The 16193-nt window shown below is 46.6% G+C and carries 18 protein-coding genes; 3 read left to right on the top strand and 15 right to left on the bottom strand.

Annotated elements, in window-relative coordinates; all coding sequences use genetic code 11:
• Positions 1–38 precede the first annotated feature (38 nt).
• The 6 genes from atpH to ABCW47_RS00310 form a co-directional block, all read right to left on the bottom strand.
• Positions 39–605, bottom strand: a complete 567-nt coding sequence (gene atpH / locus ABCW47_RS00335) for an ATP synthase F1 subunit delta (RefSeq protein WP_343207871.1) — start codon at positions 603–605, stop codon at positions 39–41.
• Positions 593–1147, bottom strand: a complete 555-nt coding sequence (atpF, locus tag ABCW47_RS00330) for a F0F1 ATP synthase subunit B (RefSeq protein WP_343207870.1) — start codon at positions 1145–1147, stop codon at positions 593–595. The genes atpH and atpF overlap by 13 nt, the downstream gene beginning before the upstream one ends.
• Positions 1148–1170: 23 nt before the next feature.
• Positions 1171–1437 carry an ATP synthase F0 subunit C gene (gene atpE, locus ABCW47_RS00325; protein WP_343207869.1) on the bottom strand — a complete coding sequence of 89 codons (267 nt, stop codon included), beginning with the start codon at positions 1435–1437 and terminating at the stop codon, positions 1171–1173.
• A 117-nt stretch (positions 1438–1554) separates the two neighbouring features.
• Entirely contained in the window at positions 1555–2286 is a 732-nt protein-coding gene (gene atpB / locus ABCW47_RS00320; protein WP_343209563.1) for a F0F1 ATP synthase subunit A, read from the bottom strand.
• Positions 2287–2302: 16 nt separating this feature from the next.
• On the bottom strand, positions 2303–2704 hold the full coding sequence (locus tag ABCW47_RS00315; protein ID WP_343207868.1) for a hypothetical protein: 402 nt from the start codon (positions 2702–2704) through the stop codon (positions 2303–2305).
• 10 nt (positions 2705–2714) lie between these two features.
• Complete coding sequence (locus ABCW47_RS00310) at positions 2715–2951, bottom strand: AtpZ/AtpI family protein (RefSeq protein ID WP_343207867.1); 237 nt, start codon at positions 2949–2951, stop codon at positions 2715–2717.
• A gap of 652 nt (positions 2952–3603) precedes the next feature.
• Between ABCW47_RS00310 and ABCW47_RS00305 the strand changes: the two genes are divergently transcribed.
• On the top strand, positions 3604–4086 hold the full coding sequence (locus ABCW47_RS00305) for a DUF402 domain-containing protein (protein ID WP_343207866.1): 483 nt from the start codon (positions 3604–3606) through the stop codon (positions 4084–4086).
• A 96-nt stretch (positions 4087–4182) separates the two neighbouring features.
• Here ABCW47_RS00305 and rpiB read toward each other — a convergent pair whose 3' ends face one another.
• The 4 genes from rpiB to ABCW47_RS00285 form a co-directional block, all read right to left on the bottom strand.
• Positions 4183–4617 carry a ribose 5-phosphate isomerase B gene (gene rpiB, locus ABCW47_RS00300; RefSeq protein ID WP_343207865.1) on the bottom strand — a complete coding sequence of 145 codons (435 nt, stop codon included), beginning with the start codon at positions 4615–4617 and terminating at the stop codon, positions 4183–4185.
• A 99-nt stretch (positions 4618–4716) separates the two neighbouring features.
• The gene (locus ABCW47_RS00295; RefSeq protein WP_343207864.1) at positions 4717–5169 is read right to left on the bottom strand and encodes an arsenate reductase/protein-tyrosine-phosphatase family protein; all 453 of its coding nucleotides are present in this window, start codon (positions 5167–5169) and stop codon (positions 4717–4719) included.
• A gap of 30 nt (positions 5170–5199) precedes the next feature.
• Entirely contained in the window at positions 5200–6267 is a 1068-nt protein-coding gene (locus tag ABCW47_RS00290; protein WP_343207863.1) for an L-threonylcarbamoyladenylate synthase, read from the bottom strand.
• Positions 6268–6496: 229 nt separating this feature from the next.
• Positions 6497–7381, bottom strand: a complete 885-nt coding sequence (locus tag ABCW47_RS00285; protein WP_343207862.1) for a MurR/RpiR family transcriptional regulator — start codon at positions 7379–7381, stop codon at positions 6497–6499.
• A gap of 264 nt (positions 7382–7645) precedes the next feature.
• Here ABCW47_RS00285 and ABCW47_RS00280 point away from each other — a divergent pair, with 264 nt between their 5' ends.
• Complete coding sequence (locus tag ABCW47_RS00280; protein WP_343207861.1) at positions 7646–8305, top strand: aspartate/glutamate racemase family protein; 660 nt, start codon at positions 7646–7648, stop codon at positions 8303–8305.
• 41 nt (positions 8306–8346) lie between these two features.
• A complete protein-coding gene (locus ABCW47_RS00275; RefSeq protein ID WP_343207860.1) occupies positions 8347–9777 on the top strand; it encodes a four-carbon acid sugar kinase family protein in 1431 nt (476 codons plus the stop codon).
• Positions 9778–9946: 169 nt separating this feature from the next.
• Here ABCW47_RS00275 and ABCW47_RS00270 read toward each other — a convergent pair whose 3' ends face one another.
• From ABCW47_RS00270 to ABCW47_RS00250, 5 genes are all read right to left on the bottom strand, one after another.
• Positions 9947–10639, bottom strand: coding sequence for an N-acetylmuramoyl-L-alanine amidase (locus tag ABCW47_RS00270; protein WP_343207859.1), 693 nt, complete (start codon positions 10637–10639; stop codon positions 9947–9949).
• Between the two features lie 119 nt (positions 10640–10758).
• Positions 10759–12498 (bottom strand): glycosyl hydrolase family 18 protein, encoded by a 1740-nt coding sequence (locus ABCW47_RS00265; protein ID WP_343207858.1) that lies wholly within the window; start codon positions 12496–12498, stop codon positions 10759–10761.
• A gap of 769 nt (positions 12499–13267) precedes the next feature.
• A complete protein-coding gene (locus ABCW47_RS00260; protein ID WP_343207857.1) occupies positions 13268–14098 on the bottom strand; it encodes an SAF domain-containing protein in 831 nt (276 codons plus the stop codon).
• A 17-nt stretch (positions 14099–14115) separates the two neighbouring features.
• On the bottom strand, positions 14116–14703 hold the full coding sequence (locus ABCW47_RS00255; protein ID WP_343207856.1) for a hypothetical protein: 588 nt from the start codon (positions 14701–14703) through the stop codon (positions 14116–14118).
• Complete coding sequence (locus tag ABCW47_RS00250) at positions 14678–16045, bottom strand: serine/threonine protein kinase (protein ID WP_343209562.1); 1368 nt, start codon at positions 16043–16045, stop codon at positions 14678–14680. The genes ABCW47_RS00255 and ABCW47_RS00250 overlap by 26 nt, the downstream gene beginning before the upstream one ends.
• Between the last annotated feature and the right edge of the window lie 148 nt (positions 16046–16193).

Here is a 16193-nt window from a genome sequence, read left to right as displayed (position 1 = left end):
CTTGTGCACCTTCTTTCCTTCTCATCCTGTTTTGGGGCCTACTTATTCTGCCCTCCGGCCGATAGCTGAATCCTCGACAGCTCCTTTGCCATCTTATCAAGCCTGGTTCTGATGCTGCTATCCACCACCCGGTCCCCGATCCGGATTACCATACCTCCGATCAGGTCAGGGTCTGTTCTATAATTCATTTCAAATGAACGATATCCGGTCGTCTCTTCCAGGCGCTTTACCACCTGCTGTTTCTGGGCCTCGCTGAGCGGTGCCGCACTCGTTACAAACGCGGTGCCGATTTTATGTTCCAGCTTTACCAGTTCCAGAAAATAGTCCAGAGTCTCCTTAAGCTTTTCCTGCCTGTCCTTTTCAATTACCAGTACAAGGAACCCGGTCATGGAATCGGAGATCCGCCCCTTAAATATAGTTTCAACTACCCGGATTTTTTCTTCTTTGTCAATTCTCGGATGCCCCAGAAGCTTCGTCAAGTCCTCGTTCTCCTTCAGAATCTTAAGGATCAGCACAGCTTCCTCTGCCATCTGATTCAGCATCTGTTTTTCCACAGCTGCCTGAAACAGGGCATCCCCATATGTTTTGGATATCAACTTAGCCATGTGTCCTCACCCATTTCTTCCAGAGTATCCTTCACCATCTGTTCCTGTGTTTTCGGATCAATGGAGGACGCAACGATCTTGCCGGCCATCGCCGCAGCAACCGAGATCATCTCCTGCTTTACTTCATCTCTGACTTTATTTTTCTCCAATTCAGCTTCCTGCTCAGCCCTCGCAACAATCCGTGAGGCTTCTGTCTTCGCTTCACCGACAATTTCTTCTTTTTTCCGCAAAGCGCGTTTTCTTGTATCCTCCAGGATTTCAGCCGCCTCCAAATTCGCATTTTTCAGCTTCGCATCGTACTCTTCCCTGTAAGAAGCCGCTTCATCCAGATTCTTTCGGCTCTCCGCCATTTCATCGGCCAATTTCTGCTGTCTCTTTTTGAGCAGTTCCCTGGCCGGATTAAACAGCAGGTAGGATAACGCAAAAAACAATACAAAAATAGCAAGTGCTGTAACAAGGACATCCGCTAGCAGTTGTAAATCCAGTCCGAAGATCCTGTCCTGCATCAGAAACAGGCTCTGATCCATTATAAGATTTCCCACTATTTTGTCCCCTTTCTAATCCATTACAATAATTTAATCAACGGATTCGCAAACAGCAGGATAATAGCAATAGCAAAACTGTAAAGACCTGTTGTCTCGGCAACTGCCTGTCCCAAAAGCATGGTGGACATGATCTGGCTTCTTGCACCCGGATTACGGCCAACCGCAGCAGCACCCTGGCTTGCCGCAATACCCTGTCCAATACCAGGGCCTAAACCAGCGATCATTGCAATGCCTGCACCCAAAGCAGAAAATGCCAAAACAAAACCTTCATTCGTAATATTACCCATGATTTAATTCCTCCTTAATCATTCTCTAAAATATCAGTTTATTATGTTACTGTGTAAAGTCCGGCAAACGCCGTCCCCCACAGACAGTATGCCCTGCCCGGTCTTACTCTTTCCGGCCTACTCTTCCTCCTCAAATACATTGGAGATATATACCATCGTCAGCATACAGAAAACGTATGTCTGGATCGCGCCGGAGAACAGGTCGAAGTAGGCATGCAGAAAAGCCGGCCACACCAGAAGCATAAGCTTCGGTATAATCGCATAGACCACTCCCAGCATAACTGTGCCGGACATAACGTTGCCGAACAGACGCAGCGAGATGGAGAGCGGTGTCGCTATTTCCCCGATCAGGTTAATCGGAAATAAAAACGGCAGCGGTTTAAACAGGCCGGTAATATGTCCGAATTTCTGGTGCTTAAATCCATTGTAATGGATCAGCACAAATGTTATCAGTCCAAGCGCCAGTGTTACACCATAATCGGCGGTCGGCGGTCTCAGGCCAAACATGCCCGAAATATTGGAAAGCAGAATAAATGCAAATAACGTTCCAATATAATTGGAAAACTTATGCCCGTGCTTTTCCCCCATTGATCCTACCGTCATGTTATCTATCACCGAAACCAGATATTCTACAATATTCAGAAATGGGCCGGGGACCTTGTTCGGATCTGCTTTTTTAACCGCCCGGTTGGCAAATACGGCGAACACGATGAGGGTCAGCATAATGATCAACGTACAGATATGCGTATTGGTCAGATAAAGCTTCTGGCCGAACAGCTCATATTCCAGATATCCGTTAATACCCACATCCAAGTCCGCGGAGGCCTTTGCCACTTCAAGGCCTGCCATCCCTATATTCACATTCTCACCTTCCTTTTTTATTTATTTTTCTAAAAATCAATTTGTCCATAAATGGCTGCAAATATGCCGAAATCTTAAGCCCGAACAGGCCGATCACCACGGCCAGTACGTGAAAGATCTCCGGCAGCAGTGCCGCCACTGCAATTGCCGCCAGCATAAGAAGCATTCGTATTGCGGTCAGTTTCCTGGCATAGCGCGCTGCGTATTCTTCGTTCAGCAGCAGGGTCCTGTCAAGGCCCCACAGCATATGAACCGCTAATCCGCCCCCTACGGCACAGCCGAAAATAATTCCCGCGATAAAAGGGCCCTTATCCTGCACAAGAAAACCTGCTGCCACACCGGCTGCAATTCCATAAATCACAATTCCCGCCAGCATACCAATCAACGTCCGTTTTTCTTCTGCCATACTCAATCCTCTACTTCGTTTCGCTTTTGTCTTCTTCCTTCAAAAAACTCTTCACACTGTAATACGCATTCCGGAATCCGGCCAGCATACCGAGAATCAAAAAAAGAATGACCAGAAAGTTCGTGTTCAGCTTTTTATCCAGCCAGCTTCCCACAAACAGACAAAGAAAAATCGGCACCATCATCGTAATACCCAACTGTAAAATCAGTGACAATGCCCTAACCACCGGTCTGTTCTTATTCTTCATGGCCACATATTCCTTTTCTATACTGTCAAATACCGCCGCGCTCAGCCTGGAAGGAAGCACCTCCGGCTCAGATTAAAAGTCCGCCCTTCATGTCCCGGTCAATATTCCTGGAAAATCTGCCGATTCTCCACCCTGAATACACTCTTGTACCTTCATCCTGACAGCAGATCGCCGCAGGATAACCGTCTGAACAAACATCCTTATTATATCTTCTTTCCCGAAAAATGTCTAGTAAATATAACTAAAATATGAAGGAAATCCCATCCTGCTTTGTTTACTTTTTAACATATATCTTACAAATTCAATTCTTATTTTCTGTCCAATAACTTAAGTCTGCCCGGAAAGCGGAGATTTCTTCCATAATCCTGTAATTCCCGGCTTTTTTTGCTGAATTGTTTGATAAATAACGAACTTTCTTCTCATAAAGTACGCAACAAACGACGGCGCGCTTCGGGTGCCGTCTTATTGTAATTAACGCTTTCAATCTTGCATGAATTCTGATATAATACAGTTAAATTTCATTTGATTCAGAATCATCCGGTTTCTATCAAAAGTTTATTCAATTTTATCCAATTCCGGCCGTGCATCAGCTGATCATGACCGGCTGCTGCGGTACAGGAAAAATAATTCCCAGAGAGGGGAGGAACACACTTTGTGTGAAAATCTGGATCTGTTTCGAAAACGCTACATACCAAACGAAATCGTCCATCTAAAAGACGATGTAATACTGCTGTGCCAGAAGGATCTGATCCTGACCAGCTGGAACACGCTCAAACCACGTCCCGACTTTGTTCGGGGCGTTTCTGCATACTTCTTAAAAGATGGTTTTAAAATCAGCAAAATATACGACCGGGAGGATCACCTGGTTTACTGGTACTGCGATATCATTGACACAGAATACCGCGCAGAGCAGAATTCCATTATATTTCATGATCTGATTCTGGATCTGATTATCCGTCCGGACGGCACGCTGAAAGTTATGGATCTGGATGAACTGGCGGATTGCCTGGAAACCGGGATTGTCTCACAGGAATTTGCCATAAAGGCAATGCGCCGCCTCGGAAGACTTCTGGATTACGCCTATACGGGAGAGATTGAACGTTTAAAGAAGGTGCTGGAAGACAACGAGCCTTGAATAAGAACTTTACTAAGCAGCAAAAATGAGGACAGGAACCGGCGCTATGCATCTGCCGTCCTGTCCTCTGATCATTCATCACGTCTGGTCCTGCAATCAGTCTTCCTCTATATGAGAAATTCTCTCAACATGTCTTGCATCCCCGGAAAACTCGGTATGAAGGAATGTATCTACAATCTTAATTGCCAGACCGGGTCCTACGACTCTGGCGCCGAAGGCAACGATATTGGCATCATTGTGCTCCCTGGTAGCCTGAGCACTGAAACAGTCGCTGCAGAGCGCCGCACGGATTCCCTTAAACTTATTTGCCGTAATGGATATCCCAATTCCGGTACCGCAGATCAAGATCCCCTTGTCACACTTCTTGTCCAGAATTGCCCGCGCTACTCTCTTGGCATAAATGGTATAGTCGGTGGACGCCGGGCTGTCACACCCGAAATCCTCATATTCAAATCCCGCATCCTCTAAATATTTCTTAATTTCCTGTTTTAATTCATATCCGCCATGGTCACAGCCAATTGCTACTTTCATATTCCATTCATTCCTTTCTTGAAATTACAATTCTATTGTAACAGCACACCGCCTGACACAGAAATATACCTGTGTGTTGCAGCGCCTGCTTTCCTTATATTACTCCACTTCGTTGATACGATACAATGTTTTTTTCAGCAAACGTACCAATTGAGCATAACATTCCTGATAATCCACCAGTGTTCCGCCGTAGGGATCGGCCAGTTCCTCCGTCTCAGCCACATATTCTGTCAAAGTATAGACATATTCCGCCTGTCCGTAATTGCGGATGAGCATATCTTTTTCGCTGCGGTCCATAGTCAGAAACAGAGTATTTTCTGTACAATCATCTTTCGTCAGCTGGCGTGATATCCGCTTGGTACATGCAGTCTCATGATTTTCCAGAACCATCTCCGCCTTGGGGTTAACCGGTTCCGGAAACAGCACTACAAGGCCTCTGGAACAAACCTTCGTCTCCCCTGTGGTATCCAGCCGCTTATAGATAGCCTCCGCCATAGGTCCCCGGGTTACATCATCCCTGGAAATAAATATCACTTTACTATACTTTGCCATTCCCACACCTCTGTCAATATTGTCTCATATTCAGAACCGCTTCAACTTTAACACCTGGTGACCCGCGGCTTTCAAAAGCCGGTTCATAATTGCCTGTCCCAGCCTTGCTTCCTCCTCGAACCCTTCCGTGTAAATATAATCTGCCTTAAGATCGTCAAACTCACGCAGAACCCCGTACAGCCCTCTGGCTATGGAATCCTCATCAGCACGGCTTCCGATCACGCGGATCATGCCTCTCGGATAGCTGTCCTTCGTCTCGGTTGTGGCAATTACGCCTACCCGGAACCCCTCGCTCAGCTTCTCTTCCACCAGACGGTTAATGGTTTTAACCACTTCATCAGGCTCTCCCTCGACGATAGTCATACTGCCCTTCGGCGCATAATGTTTATACTTCATCCCAGGAGCCCGGGGTGCGAAATCACGCTGCGCATTCTCTTCCAGGATAGCCCGGTCCGTCTCCACTCTGCCAACGACCTCCTGAAGCATTTCCCTTGTAATGTAGCCGGGCCTTAAAATAACCGGTATATCGCCGGTCATATCCACGACGGTAGATTCCAGACCGATTCCAACCGGTCCGCCATCCAGAATCAGCGGTATCTTTCCCTTAAAATCCTCATATACATGTTCCGCCATGGTCGGGCTCGGCCGTCCTGAGATATTGGCACTGGGCGCCGCGATAAATAAGCCGGATCGTTGTATCAGGTCTTTGGCAAGCGGATGACCTGGCATCCGGACTGCCACTGTATCAAGGCCCCCCGTGGTCCCCAAAGGAACCCGTTCCTGCTTTGGAAATATCATGGTAAGCGGTCCCGGCCAGAATGTATCAGCCAGTTTAAGAGCTTTCTCAGGAATCTCCCGCGCCAGCACAGGAAGGCTTTCCATAGACGCAATATGGACAATGAGCGGATTGTCGGAAGGCCGCCCCTTGGCCCGGTAAATCTTTGCGGCAGCCTCCGGCCGGAGGGCATCTGCCCCAAGCCCATAAACGGTCTCGGTAGGAAATGCCACAAGTTCTCCCTCCCGAAGCAGTTTCACAGCGTCCTGCAGCTCTTCTCCGGTATACCGGTCCAAATCTATTTTCTGCACAATCGTATCCATGTGGATTTACTTCCTTCCCCTTTATCTCTTTTCAAGTACGCCTCGGCGTACTTGCTGCGAGCCGCCGTAGGCTTTATCTTGGAAGGAGACTGGGCTCCCACCAAGACGAATTTGTTATTTACTCCCCGCCTATAGAGGTGGGAGTCTTATCTACTTCTATGATAAAATATACCATTTTTAAGTCAAATCCGTGGCATCAGGCGCCGCCCGCGCGGCATAACATTCCTGATTACGAATGTCTTCTGGTTTTTACCTCTGTGATAGATCCCTTTGCCCTGGCCAGGTTTTCCGTGGCCTTATCCCCCATCTGAATACGCACCACCAGGTAGATCATATCCAGTACCGCCAGCTGGATAAGCCGGGAAACCATTGCATCCGTGTAATACTCCAGTTCATTATGGGAACTGAATAAAGTCAGATCTGCCATCTTAGCCAGGCTGGAATTCATATAACTAGTCAGCGCAATCACCTTTGCCCCGCATTTTCTGGCATTTCTTGCACAGGCCAGGATCTCCAGGCTTTCTCCGGTATGAGATATCAGCAGGACTACATCCCTCTCTGTGAGCATACCGGCCTTGACCAGGGAAAAATGGGAATTTGAATCACAGAAAACAGGCAGGTCAAGACGAAAGAACTTGTGAAACGCATCCAGGGCAATGATATAAGATCCTCCCGAACCAAAAAACTGTATCTGCCCGGCATGGAGAATCCAGTCCGCCGCTTTCTGAATCTGTTCGGAATCCACAAGACTTTCAATGCCCAAAATTGCCGCAGATGCCGCATGCATTACCTTGCACTTTATCTCTCCGGCCGAGTCGGTGGGAGAGACATTCTGATAGCCGTCCTCAATCTGGATGCGGTACTGTGCCGGCGCTCCCATCAATTCGGAATATTCCTTTACCATGTCCATACGAAACAGCTGGTAGGAGTCATATCCAAGCTTGTGAAGGAACCGCACTACGGTAGCCTCGCTTGTCTCACAGCTGTCGGCCAGTTCCTTCATAGTCATCAGCGTTACCTGCTCCATATTATGAAGAATGTAATCGGCCAATTCTTTCTGCTTTCTGGACAGAGTATTATACTTGTTCCGGATTTGAGATATTCCCTTGCTCATACGATTCTCCTTTGTTCATTATCTTAACTCAACTATAGGTTTTTTTCTGTATCCTGTCAATGTTACCTCCGACAAATCCATATCAGATTTCTGTTTACAAACCATGAAAATTGTGTTAGGATACAGATTGCGCAGTATAACTTCGTTATGAATTTAAACTTAGTAGTTATACTCCGTTCTGGGCCGGGAAATTCAGGAACAAGGAGTTATGCGGACTGCACCCTCCCGGTCTCTTGTCAGCAGCAGCCCGTATATGACGATATTATGAAAATTGTGATTGTTGAAACCAGTGCGGTTTCTTCCAAAGACTTAAAAGATCTGATTGCCGAAATCATTCCGAAGGCAGTGGTACAGGAAATTATCGACAGTAGCCTGCTGGATGAAGTGGTGGCAAATCACGGCGTTACCCCTTATATCCGTCACCGCATGTCCACGTATTTTAAATTTGCGGAGGAAATGGGTGCTGATGTCATTTTGAACCAGTGTTCTTCTGTCAGCGAGGTAGCCGCCTGGGCTCAGAATTTCTGCTCCATTCCGATTGTAAGCATAGACAAGGGGATGGCGGTAAAGGCAGTAAACAGCGGCAGGAAGATTGGCCTTGTGGCCACCGTAGCCACCACAGTAAAGCCCAGCAGCAGCAATATTATCAGAACTGCAAAGGAGCAGGGAAAAGAAATAACTCTGACTCCATACCTGGTAGATGGAGCGATGGATATCCTGATTAAAAAAGGAGACGCAGAAACACACAATAAAATGGTAATTGGGGCCGTCGAGCAGGCCGCCAGGGAAAACGACGTGGTTGTCCTCGCCCAGGGCAGCATGGTTGTCCTGCTGCCGCTGCTGGCCCATATTGATAAACCGGTACTGTCCAGTCCCAGAATTGGGATTGAATATCTGAAATCGGTCATTGATGGGCTGGAGTAAAAAAGGTATAGTTAAATCATATATTGAAAGGGGTATTTACTATGGCTTCGATCCGTACCGATATTTTAAACCAGTTTCCATCCATTGATGAAGCTGCCGCAGATATTCTGCTTCAGAAAGAAATTGCATCTGACCCGTGCAAAATTATTGTACTGGATGACGATCCTACCGGTGTCCAGACTGTCCACGGCATTTCGGTCTACACAGACTGGGAAGAGGAAAGTATCCGCCAGGGTCTGGGTGAACAGAATAAATTGTTTTATATTCTGACAAATTCCAGGGGATTTACCGCCTCGCAGACCAGAGAGGTACATACACAGATTGCAAGACGTATTCACAGAGTCTCTGCTGAAATGGGCCTGGATGTGATTGTGATCAGCCGGAGCGACTCTACGCTCAGAGGGCATTATCCGCTTGAAACCGAAGTATTGAAAGAGGTTTTCGAGGAAGAAAGCGGACGTACCATTGACGGCGAAATTCTCTGCCCCTTCTTTAAAGAAGGAGGCCGTTTTACATTAAATAATATCCATTATGTGCAGTATGGTGATGAACTGGTTCCCGCCGGGGAAACAGAGTTTGCCGGGGATAAGACCTTTGGTTATCACTCTTCCGGGCTGCCCGCTTATGTTGAAGAAAAAACCGGCGGCAGGTTTCCGGCCTCAGAGGTTACCTGCATCTCTCTGGATCTTCTGCGTTCTATGGACTATGATGGGATAACCCGTCTGCTGCTGGATGTCACCGGATTTCGGAAGGTCATCGTCAACGCCATAGATTATTGTGATATAAAAGTATTCTGTACTGCCCTCTACCGGGCCATGGCCGCGGGAAAACGTTACCTGTTCCGGACGGCCGCCGCTATCGTCAAAGTCCTCGGCGGCATTACAGACAAGCCTCTGCTGACCCGTCAGGATATGGTAACCCGTGATACCTCAAAGGGAGGTATCATTGTAGTCGGTTCCCATACAGCCAAGACGACCGCTCAGCTGAACGAACTCCTGACCCTTTCTGGTCTCCTTGGAATTGAGTTCCGCTCGGATCTTGTTCTTGCCTCTCCAGAACAATGGCAGGATGAAATCAGCCGGGTTCAGGAGCTTTGTGAGGAAGCCGTCGACGCAGGGAAGACCGCTGTTGTCTATACGAACCGGAAACTTCTGACCATAGATCACGATACAAAGGAAGAAGCCCTGCTTCGCTCTGTCCGCATCTCGGATGCGGTACAGTCTTTTGTGGGCAATCTTAAAACCGCTCCCGCCTTTGTCATTGCAAAAGGAGGTATTACATCCAGCGATGTGGGAACGAAGGCCCTCCGGGTTAAGCGGGCAACTGTTATGGGACAGATCCGTCCCGGCATTCCCGTCTGGCAGACAGGAGAAGAAAGTCTGTTCCCCCACACCCCCTATGTGATTTTCCCCGGCAACGTGGGAGAAGTTACTACGCTGCGGGAGGCAGCCCAGATTCTGATGGGGCAGTAACGGAAAATTTCAATAAACTGATCTGCTGCCCGGTCTCGCCTATAAACTCGCCTATAAATAAGAACACAGACTATACCAGACGCACAGTTTAGCGCCGATTACGAAAGGGTTCACACCTTCGTACATCGGCGCTATGATTATGCCTGAACCCATTCCATGGTCCAGGAATCTATTTCATTTCACTGTTTATGTACTGCATGATGCCCATGTGGATGGCCCATGCCATTTTCTCCTGGTAGTCTTCCTCACACAGCAGTTCTGCTTCGCTCTGGTTCGACAGAAAGCCGCACTCCACAATTACAAGAGGACAACAGGAGTTTTTTAACAGATAATACGTATCATTCGGCTTAATTACCCGGTGGTTATCCGGCTGGATACCGGTAATGATCTGTTGCTGAATCATCTCCGCCATCTGACGCCCGTCTTCCGAACCGGTGTAGTAAAAGACCTGAGCCCCCTTTGAACTCTCCTGTTCAAAGCTGTTCTGATGGATGCTCACAGCAAAAGTCACATCTTCATCTTCCAGAATTTTCAGCCTCCTGTTCAGATCCGCAGTCTTCTTATTTTGATCAGAGGCTTCATAAAGTCCCTTTTCATCCGTTCTGGTCAGTACCACTTCAATATCATTTAATTCCAGGAACTCCTTTAAATAATAACAGATGGAAAGATTAATGTCCTTTTCCAGCGCGCCGTTAATTCCGATCTTTCCCGGATCATCGCCCCCGTGGCCTGCATCCAGCGCAATCACAATTTTTCTGTCGTCCTGAATCTCTCCCCTCGTGGCGACTACGGCACTGGTTGTTATGCCCACAGCAAACAGTAAAAGAGGAATGACAAGCAACAAAACTTTTCTTATTTTCATTTTGCAAACCGCTCTTTGTCTCTTCCTTTTATTCTATGAGACAGCCGTTTCCTTTATTACTTCCCTGCAAAATAAGGGAGCTGTTGCTTTCGCGCAGCAGCTCCCGGATATAATACTATTTAATTTACATACTTCTGAATGACATTCCACACGCCGTCCGACTCAAGTCCCAGCTTCCACTCTGCCACACCGGCCAGCTTATTGTTATAAATAGCCTTCATCTTGGCTTCAATGGATTTTTCATCCTCCAGCCACATCTTGAAGGTACCCTCAGAGGTGGTATATTCGCCATAATACTGACTGCAGTCTTCATCCCAGATCAGATCGACCTTCATGTCCTTCATCAGCTTCTGGGCATTTGTCATATTGTAAACCTTGGAGGACACCTTGACGGTTCCGTCCTTCTTTGCCTTCTCCTGCCACAGTCTGGTGTAGAACGGAATCCCCATAATCAGCTTATCCGCAGGCACCATTGTCAGCGAATCCTCAATTGCTTTCTCCAGGAAAGGCTGGGAAGCAACGGACCCCGACACTTCCGAAGTCCCATGGTGTTCATCATATGCCATGATAATAACATAATCAGCGATAATGCCCTGCTCCTCCCGGTCATAGTACTCTGAATAGGGAGACGGAACGTAATTATCAATAGAAAGAACGATACCGTTATTCCTGCACTTGACGGACAATTCACGAAGGAACTGAATATAATGCCTGCCCATTTCAAGGCTAATATTTTCAAAGTCCACGTTAATACCGTCAAAACCATATTTAATTGCTTCCGCCAGAAGCTCATTGCTTAATTTCTCCCGGCTGGATGTGGTGGACAGCACTTTCATCATATCCACATCTTTATCAAAATCGTTTACCAGCGCCCACACCTCAATGCCCAGATTGTGAGCTCTGTCCACATATCTCTGGCTCGCAAGGGATGAAATGGAACCATCGCTGCCATTTACCGAATACCAGGTCGGCGAAACGGTAGTAACCCCCTTCGTACCAGAAAGCATATTTAGCAGATTATCGTTTGCCGTCTGGTTCGTAACCTGATGCCAAACCAGATTAATCGTCTCATCCTTGCTTATACTCTTATACTTCGGTTCCTCATAATCCGAAGTCTTGCTGTCATAATAAGAATCTTCCAGGTGTTTTAAGTTCACGTAGCCGATCAGGCCATCTTCCGTCATGATCTCCGCAAACTTACCTTCAACATTCCCATCCAGGTAACGGACAACATCACCGGCGGCCAGTTCCTTGATAATCGCTCCCTTTACGTTTCCTTCAGTCCGAAGCTGTGTGGCTTTCTTCACCTTAGAGTACAGGAATTCATTGCCCCACTGGTACTGAATCGTCACCCGGTTCGGGTCCTGATACACCTGATATTCTATGTTAGAAAACTTTTTCACAAATTCCAGTGAGAGATACGCCTTATCGCCCTCTGTCTTCACTATAGTGTGGCTAAGCGTCTCCTTACTGTTAACAACATAATAATTCTTGCTTCCTACTTCCGCCTTTATGATCTCAGTAGGCGTTGTGTACAAAATCAGATTTTCATTAGAATCCCAATAAAATCTCTTATTTAAATGATTGATCACCGTTTCATAATCAACATAAACCTGTCCGTCGATCAGCCGGCCCCGTTCCTCAGCTTCTTTATTCTCCAGCAGCAGCATAACCTCGTCTGACCCCAGTTTATAATGCATATTCAGGTCTGCCGGTTCTTTATTCGGCCCCATCTTCTTAAGCATAATCGCAGAAACTGCTACGATAATAACCACCGCAACCAACACAGCAAGTGTTATCATCTGTTTCCTTCTTCTTTCTCTGGCCCGGCGCATATGTCTTGTTCTATAGTCCTCCACGGTGTGCCTCCTTCTCGTACTCTGCTCTATATTTTCAGCGGTTCGTCTAATATGCCGCTCAATTCCTGTTTTCGCACCTCACAAATTTTCGGGTTCTACTCAAATGCTTCGCCTTTGAGTAGTGAACAATAACTTCGCTATCGCTCAGGTTTCGGGTTCTACTCAAATGCTTTGCCTTTGAGTAGTGAACAATAACTTCGCTATCGCTCAGGTTTCGGGTTCTACTCAAATGCTTCGCCTTTGAGTAGTGAACAATAACTTCGCTATCGCTCAGGTTTCGGGTTCTACTCAAATGCTTCGCCTTTGAGTAGTGAACAATAACTTCGCTATCGCTCAGTTATTGTTCATTATACCATTTTTCTTTTTAGGAGTCACTGTATTTCGACAATTTTTTGTATAACAAAGTGGGCAAGTCCACATTGGCACCCCAACCCCTCAATCTTTGAGAGGCTTATACGCTTTGCACGCCGTATGTAATAAAAAGCCGCCGGCAATCTGACTGCCGGCGGTTTTTCAATCTCTTCAGACTGCCGCGGGTATGGAGTACCTTTACGGAATTTCTTCCTTTTCATTACACGGCGCCTGATTCTGTTAAAATGACTAATAGCGTATACATTGAATATTCGGGGGTACACCAACAACTATTAACAACAGCTGCAGTTTATACTTCTCCGGCAGATAGCTTACCCCTTCCTGCCGGTTCAGATAGAAGGTTATTAAATATAACTAAGTGAGATGGTATATGTGTTATGTTGATCAGGTAAAACAATCAGTCGAAATACCGGATTGGATCTGGTATTTCCTCCGGCACATTTTGATTCGTTTCTCCTTTTGCCGGATCATCCCGGCTGCCGATTGAGTTCCGGTCTTTACGATCGGCCAGATAATTTTCCGCTCTTACTGCAATATTCGGGTCGTCCTCCAGTAATTTTTCCACAACTTCATTTACCGGATAGTTTACGGCTGCTTCTGCCTGTGTCTCCAATATGTATGAGATGGCATATATTGTACAGTTTTCATGGAGATAGGCATCCACCGCCGCGCTGGACATGCGCAGCATTTCCTCCTCATTGACCTGAATCCACAGCCCGTCTTCGGTCCCGGCTTCCGTATTCTGAAATGTAATGTCCTGGATCTTCTTTTTTGACAGCAGGATGAAATCTGCTCCGCTGGAAAATGAAATTCGCACATCGACATAATCACCAGGTTTTAATTTATCCGTCAGCTGGATAAACCGGTATTGTCTCAGCCTCAGATCATCCTCTATCTTTTCTCCATCATATAAAACATCACCATTCAGAATGCCGCCGCGTTTCAGAGAGACTTTGGCCCGTTTTCCAACAACTTCTCTGAGGTTCCCCGATGCTATTGACGGTTCCGTTGAGCGGACAGTTATCAATTCTACATCGTTATCCGAAATCTCTTCTCCCTCCTGCACATCCCTGCTCAGGCGTACAAGAGTCCGTACAGGATCAGGTTCCTCCAGACTGTTTTTTTCTTTCCTATTAAAATAGATAATTCCGATGACTACAGAAAAAAACAGGGCTGTCAGGCCCGCTCCAGTCAGAGCAGCCCGGATTATTTTATTATGTCTAAGCAAAAGGATCACATCCCTCCCTACAAAACAGAACAGAACAACCGGTCTGCCCCTTCGTTTGGAAGAAAAGGGTCATTGAAGAACGGGATCTTACGGAATCCCGGCTTATTCCAGACGCTGCCGAACACAGCCAGATAACTCCATGTTTTATAAGCTTCAATATCCCTTATCCTCATTAAAAAGTCGTCTGTCTCTTTTAGTTTCCAAAGCGACAAGTCGCCAATTATTATTTTCGTACCGCATCGCAGGAATTCATCCCGCAGCCAAATCTCATCGCAGCCAAAATCCAGGACAAAACAACTGTAACTGCGGTTTAGGACTTCCGGCAGCCGATTCCGGGTAACCTGTGGATAAAACGCCGTATTCTTCAGGCAAAACCATCCATTTTCCTGTTCTTTTGACAGAACCTGCCTCAGTATGGAGAATGCTCCCTTGTGATTCATTTCCAGCAGAGCTGTCTTCTCTCCCCGTTTTGTCAGACACATGGCAACCGCTATCGCGGTATGGGTGACTCCGGCCCCCGGTCCGGTTCCAAGGATTCCAATCATCTTTTTTTGAACCCTGGTGCCTTCCCGGCGTATCTTACTCCAGAGAATTCGTTTTTTCATCCGATTCCAGTCCTTTCCTATTTTTGTCAGGTTTTCCAGCCCGATTGTACCGTTTTCTTTTCAGGAGTCCAGTTTGTTCTAACAGTCTTTCTGCAAAAGCAGTTATTTCTCTGTTATTCCATCCCCATTCTCCCCGGGGAATCAAAGGTATCCTTACACAGCGGTGTCCTTTCATATTCTGCTCGATCCATCGAAACCGCTTTTTTCCTGTAAAATTAAACAGATACTGCACATCAGCCAGCTCCGCCAGCCTCCGGATAGCCTGTTCACCTTGTTCCAGTTCTCTATCATTGCTTCCCATCACAATACACTTTAAGTCTGCATTCAGAAAATTCGCTTTGTTCTGTTCCGTTAAAACGCCAAAATCCCGTACTGTGACCTTTACTTTATTTCTGGTTAACATTTTCCTGGCAGGATAAGCCCCGCAGCGGTATATACCTGGATGCTCTCTGGCCTCTGTGTGCTGCTGCGCGGGCCATCCTTCCGTTTCATCATATCTGTTTCTGCTTTCTTTTAAAGTTTTCAAATTGTACGCTTTATAAATCGTCTGAATGCCGTTTCTATTTAAATAGGAAGTGATCAGATGCGAAACATAGGTTGTTCCTGTTCTGGGTTGGGCTCCTGCGATTGAGATGTCCAGAGATTCAAGGCTTCCGGTATGCTGCAATATCATACAGTTTTCTCTCAGTTCCCGTATCGTCTGAAATCTCAGACACGGTTCCTGCTGCATGCACCGATCCACTATCCCGCACAAACATTCCGAATAACCGGATCTGGTTCCCATCAGAAACAAAAGAAGCGCTCCGATTCCATAAATATCACTTCTTCTGTCCGGTTTCTGTTCCAGATACTGCTCCGGGGCAGCATAACCTACGGTTCCCATCGAAAATTTTCGCTGATCTTTCTGCTCCTTAAGAAACGCACAGGCCCCGAAGTCAACCAATTTTAAACTGTTTCCGCAAACCATAATATTTTCAGGTTTCAGGTCCAGATAGACAATTGGGTTTTCACATTCGTGCAGGTATTGGATTAATTCACATATTGGAATAATAAGATGGAGAATTTCTTTCTCCCTGATGCTCTCCCGCTCAAGACGGTAAGCTTTTAAAGATTTGCCTTCCAGATATTCCTCAATAATATAAGAATATTTTTCATCTTCTTCCACATCATAGATAAGAGGAATTCCCGGATGTCTCAGATTTTTCAGAATCTGCACTTCCTGCATCACCTGCCGGGCTGTAATGTCCTGCTTCGGTATCTGCTTGATCGCCCTGAGTGCATGAATCCTGATATGCTCTGCAAGAAAAACACGGGCAGTGGCTCCCTGCCCCAATGGACTGATAATGCGGTACTTTTCAAACCATACGGTTGCTATACTCCCCCTTTCCTCTGCCGCACCCGTTTCAGACAGCTTCTCTCAGTCAGAACTGCTGTCTTCCTTAAATCTCATGCCCCTATTATAGCTTCTGTCTGACTATTTTTCAATATGT

The sequence above is a fragment of the Anaerolentibacter hominis genome (genome assembly GCF_032380675.1).
GTDB lineage: Bacteria > Bacillota > Clostridia > Lachnospirales > Lachnospiraceae > Anaerolentibacter > Anaerolentibacter hominis.
Note: the sequence above shows the minus strand (reverse complement) of the source record. Positions and strands in the feature narration are given on the sequence as shown.

Coding starts and splice junctions, on each gene's coding strand:
- atpH (WP_343207871.1), bottom strand. CDS start 605: ATGGCTAAGTTGATATCCAAAACATATGGGGATGCCCTGTTTCAGGCA.
- atpE (WP_343207869.1), bottom strand. CDS start 1,437: ATGGGTAATATTACGAATGAAGGTTTTGTTTTGGCATTTTCTGCTTTG.
- atpB (WP_343209563.1), bottom strand. CDS start 2,286: ATGGCAGGCCTTGAAGTGGCAAAGGCCTCCGCGGACTTGGATGTGGGT.
- ABCW47_RS00315 (WP_343207868.1), bottom strand. CDS start 2,704: ATGGCAGAAGAAAAACGGACGTTGATTGGTATGCTGGCGGGAATTGTG.
- ABCW47_RS00310 (WP_343207867.1), bottom strand. CDS start 2,951: ATGAAGAATAAGAACAGACCGGTGGTTAGGGCATTGTCACTGATTTTA.
- rpiB (WP_343207865.1), bottom strand. CDS start 4,617: ATGAAAGTAGCAATTGGCTGTGACCATGGCGGATATGAATTAAAACAG.
- ABCW47_RS00295 (WP_343207864.1), bottom strand. CDS start 5,169: ATGGCAAAGTATAGTAAAGTGATATTTATTTCCAGGGATGATGTAACC.
- ABCW47_RS00290 (WP_343207863.1), bottom strand. CDS start 6,267: ATGGATACGATTGTGCAGAAAATAGATTTGGACCGGTATACCGGAGAA.
- ABCW47_RS00285 (WP_343207862.1), bottom strand. CDS start 7,381: ATGAGCAAGGGAATATCTCAAATCCGGAACAAGTATAATACTCTGTCC.
- ABCW47_RS00280 (WP_343207861.1), top strand. CDS start 7,646: ATGAAAATTGTGATTGTTGAAACCAGTGCGGTTTCTTCCAAAGACTTA.
- ABCW47_RS00275 (WP_343207860.1), top strand. CDS start 8,347: ATGGCTTCGATCCGTACCGATATTTTAAACCAGTTTCCATCCATTGAT.
- ABCW47_RS00270 (WP_343207859.1), bottom strand. CDS start 10,639: ATGAAAATAAGAAAAGTTTTGTTGCTTGTCATTCCTCTTTTACTGTTT.
- ABCW47_RS00255 (WP_343207856.1), bottom strand. CDS start 14,703: ATGAAAAAACGAATTCTCTGGAGTAAGATACGCCGGGAAGGCACCAGG.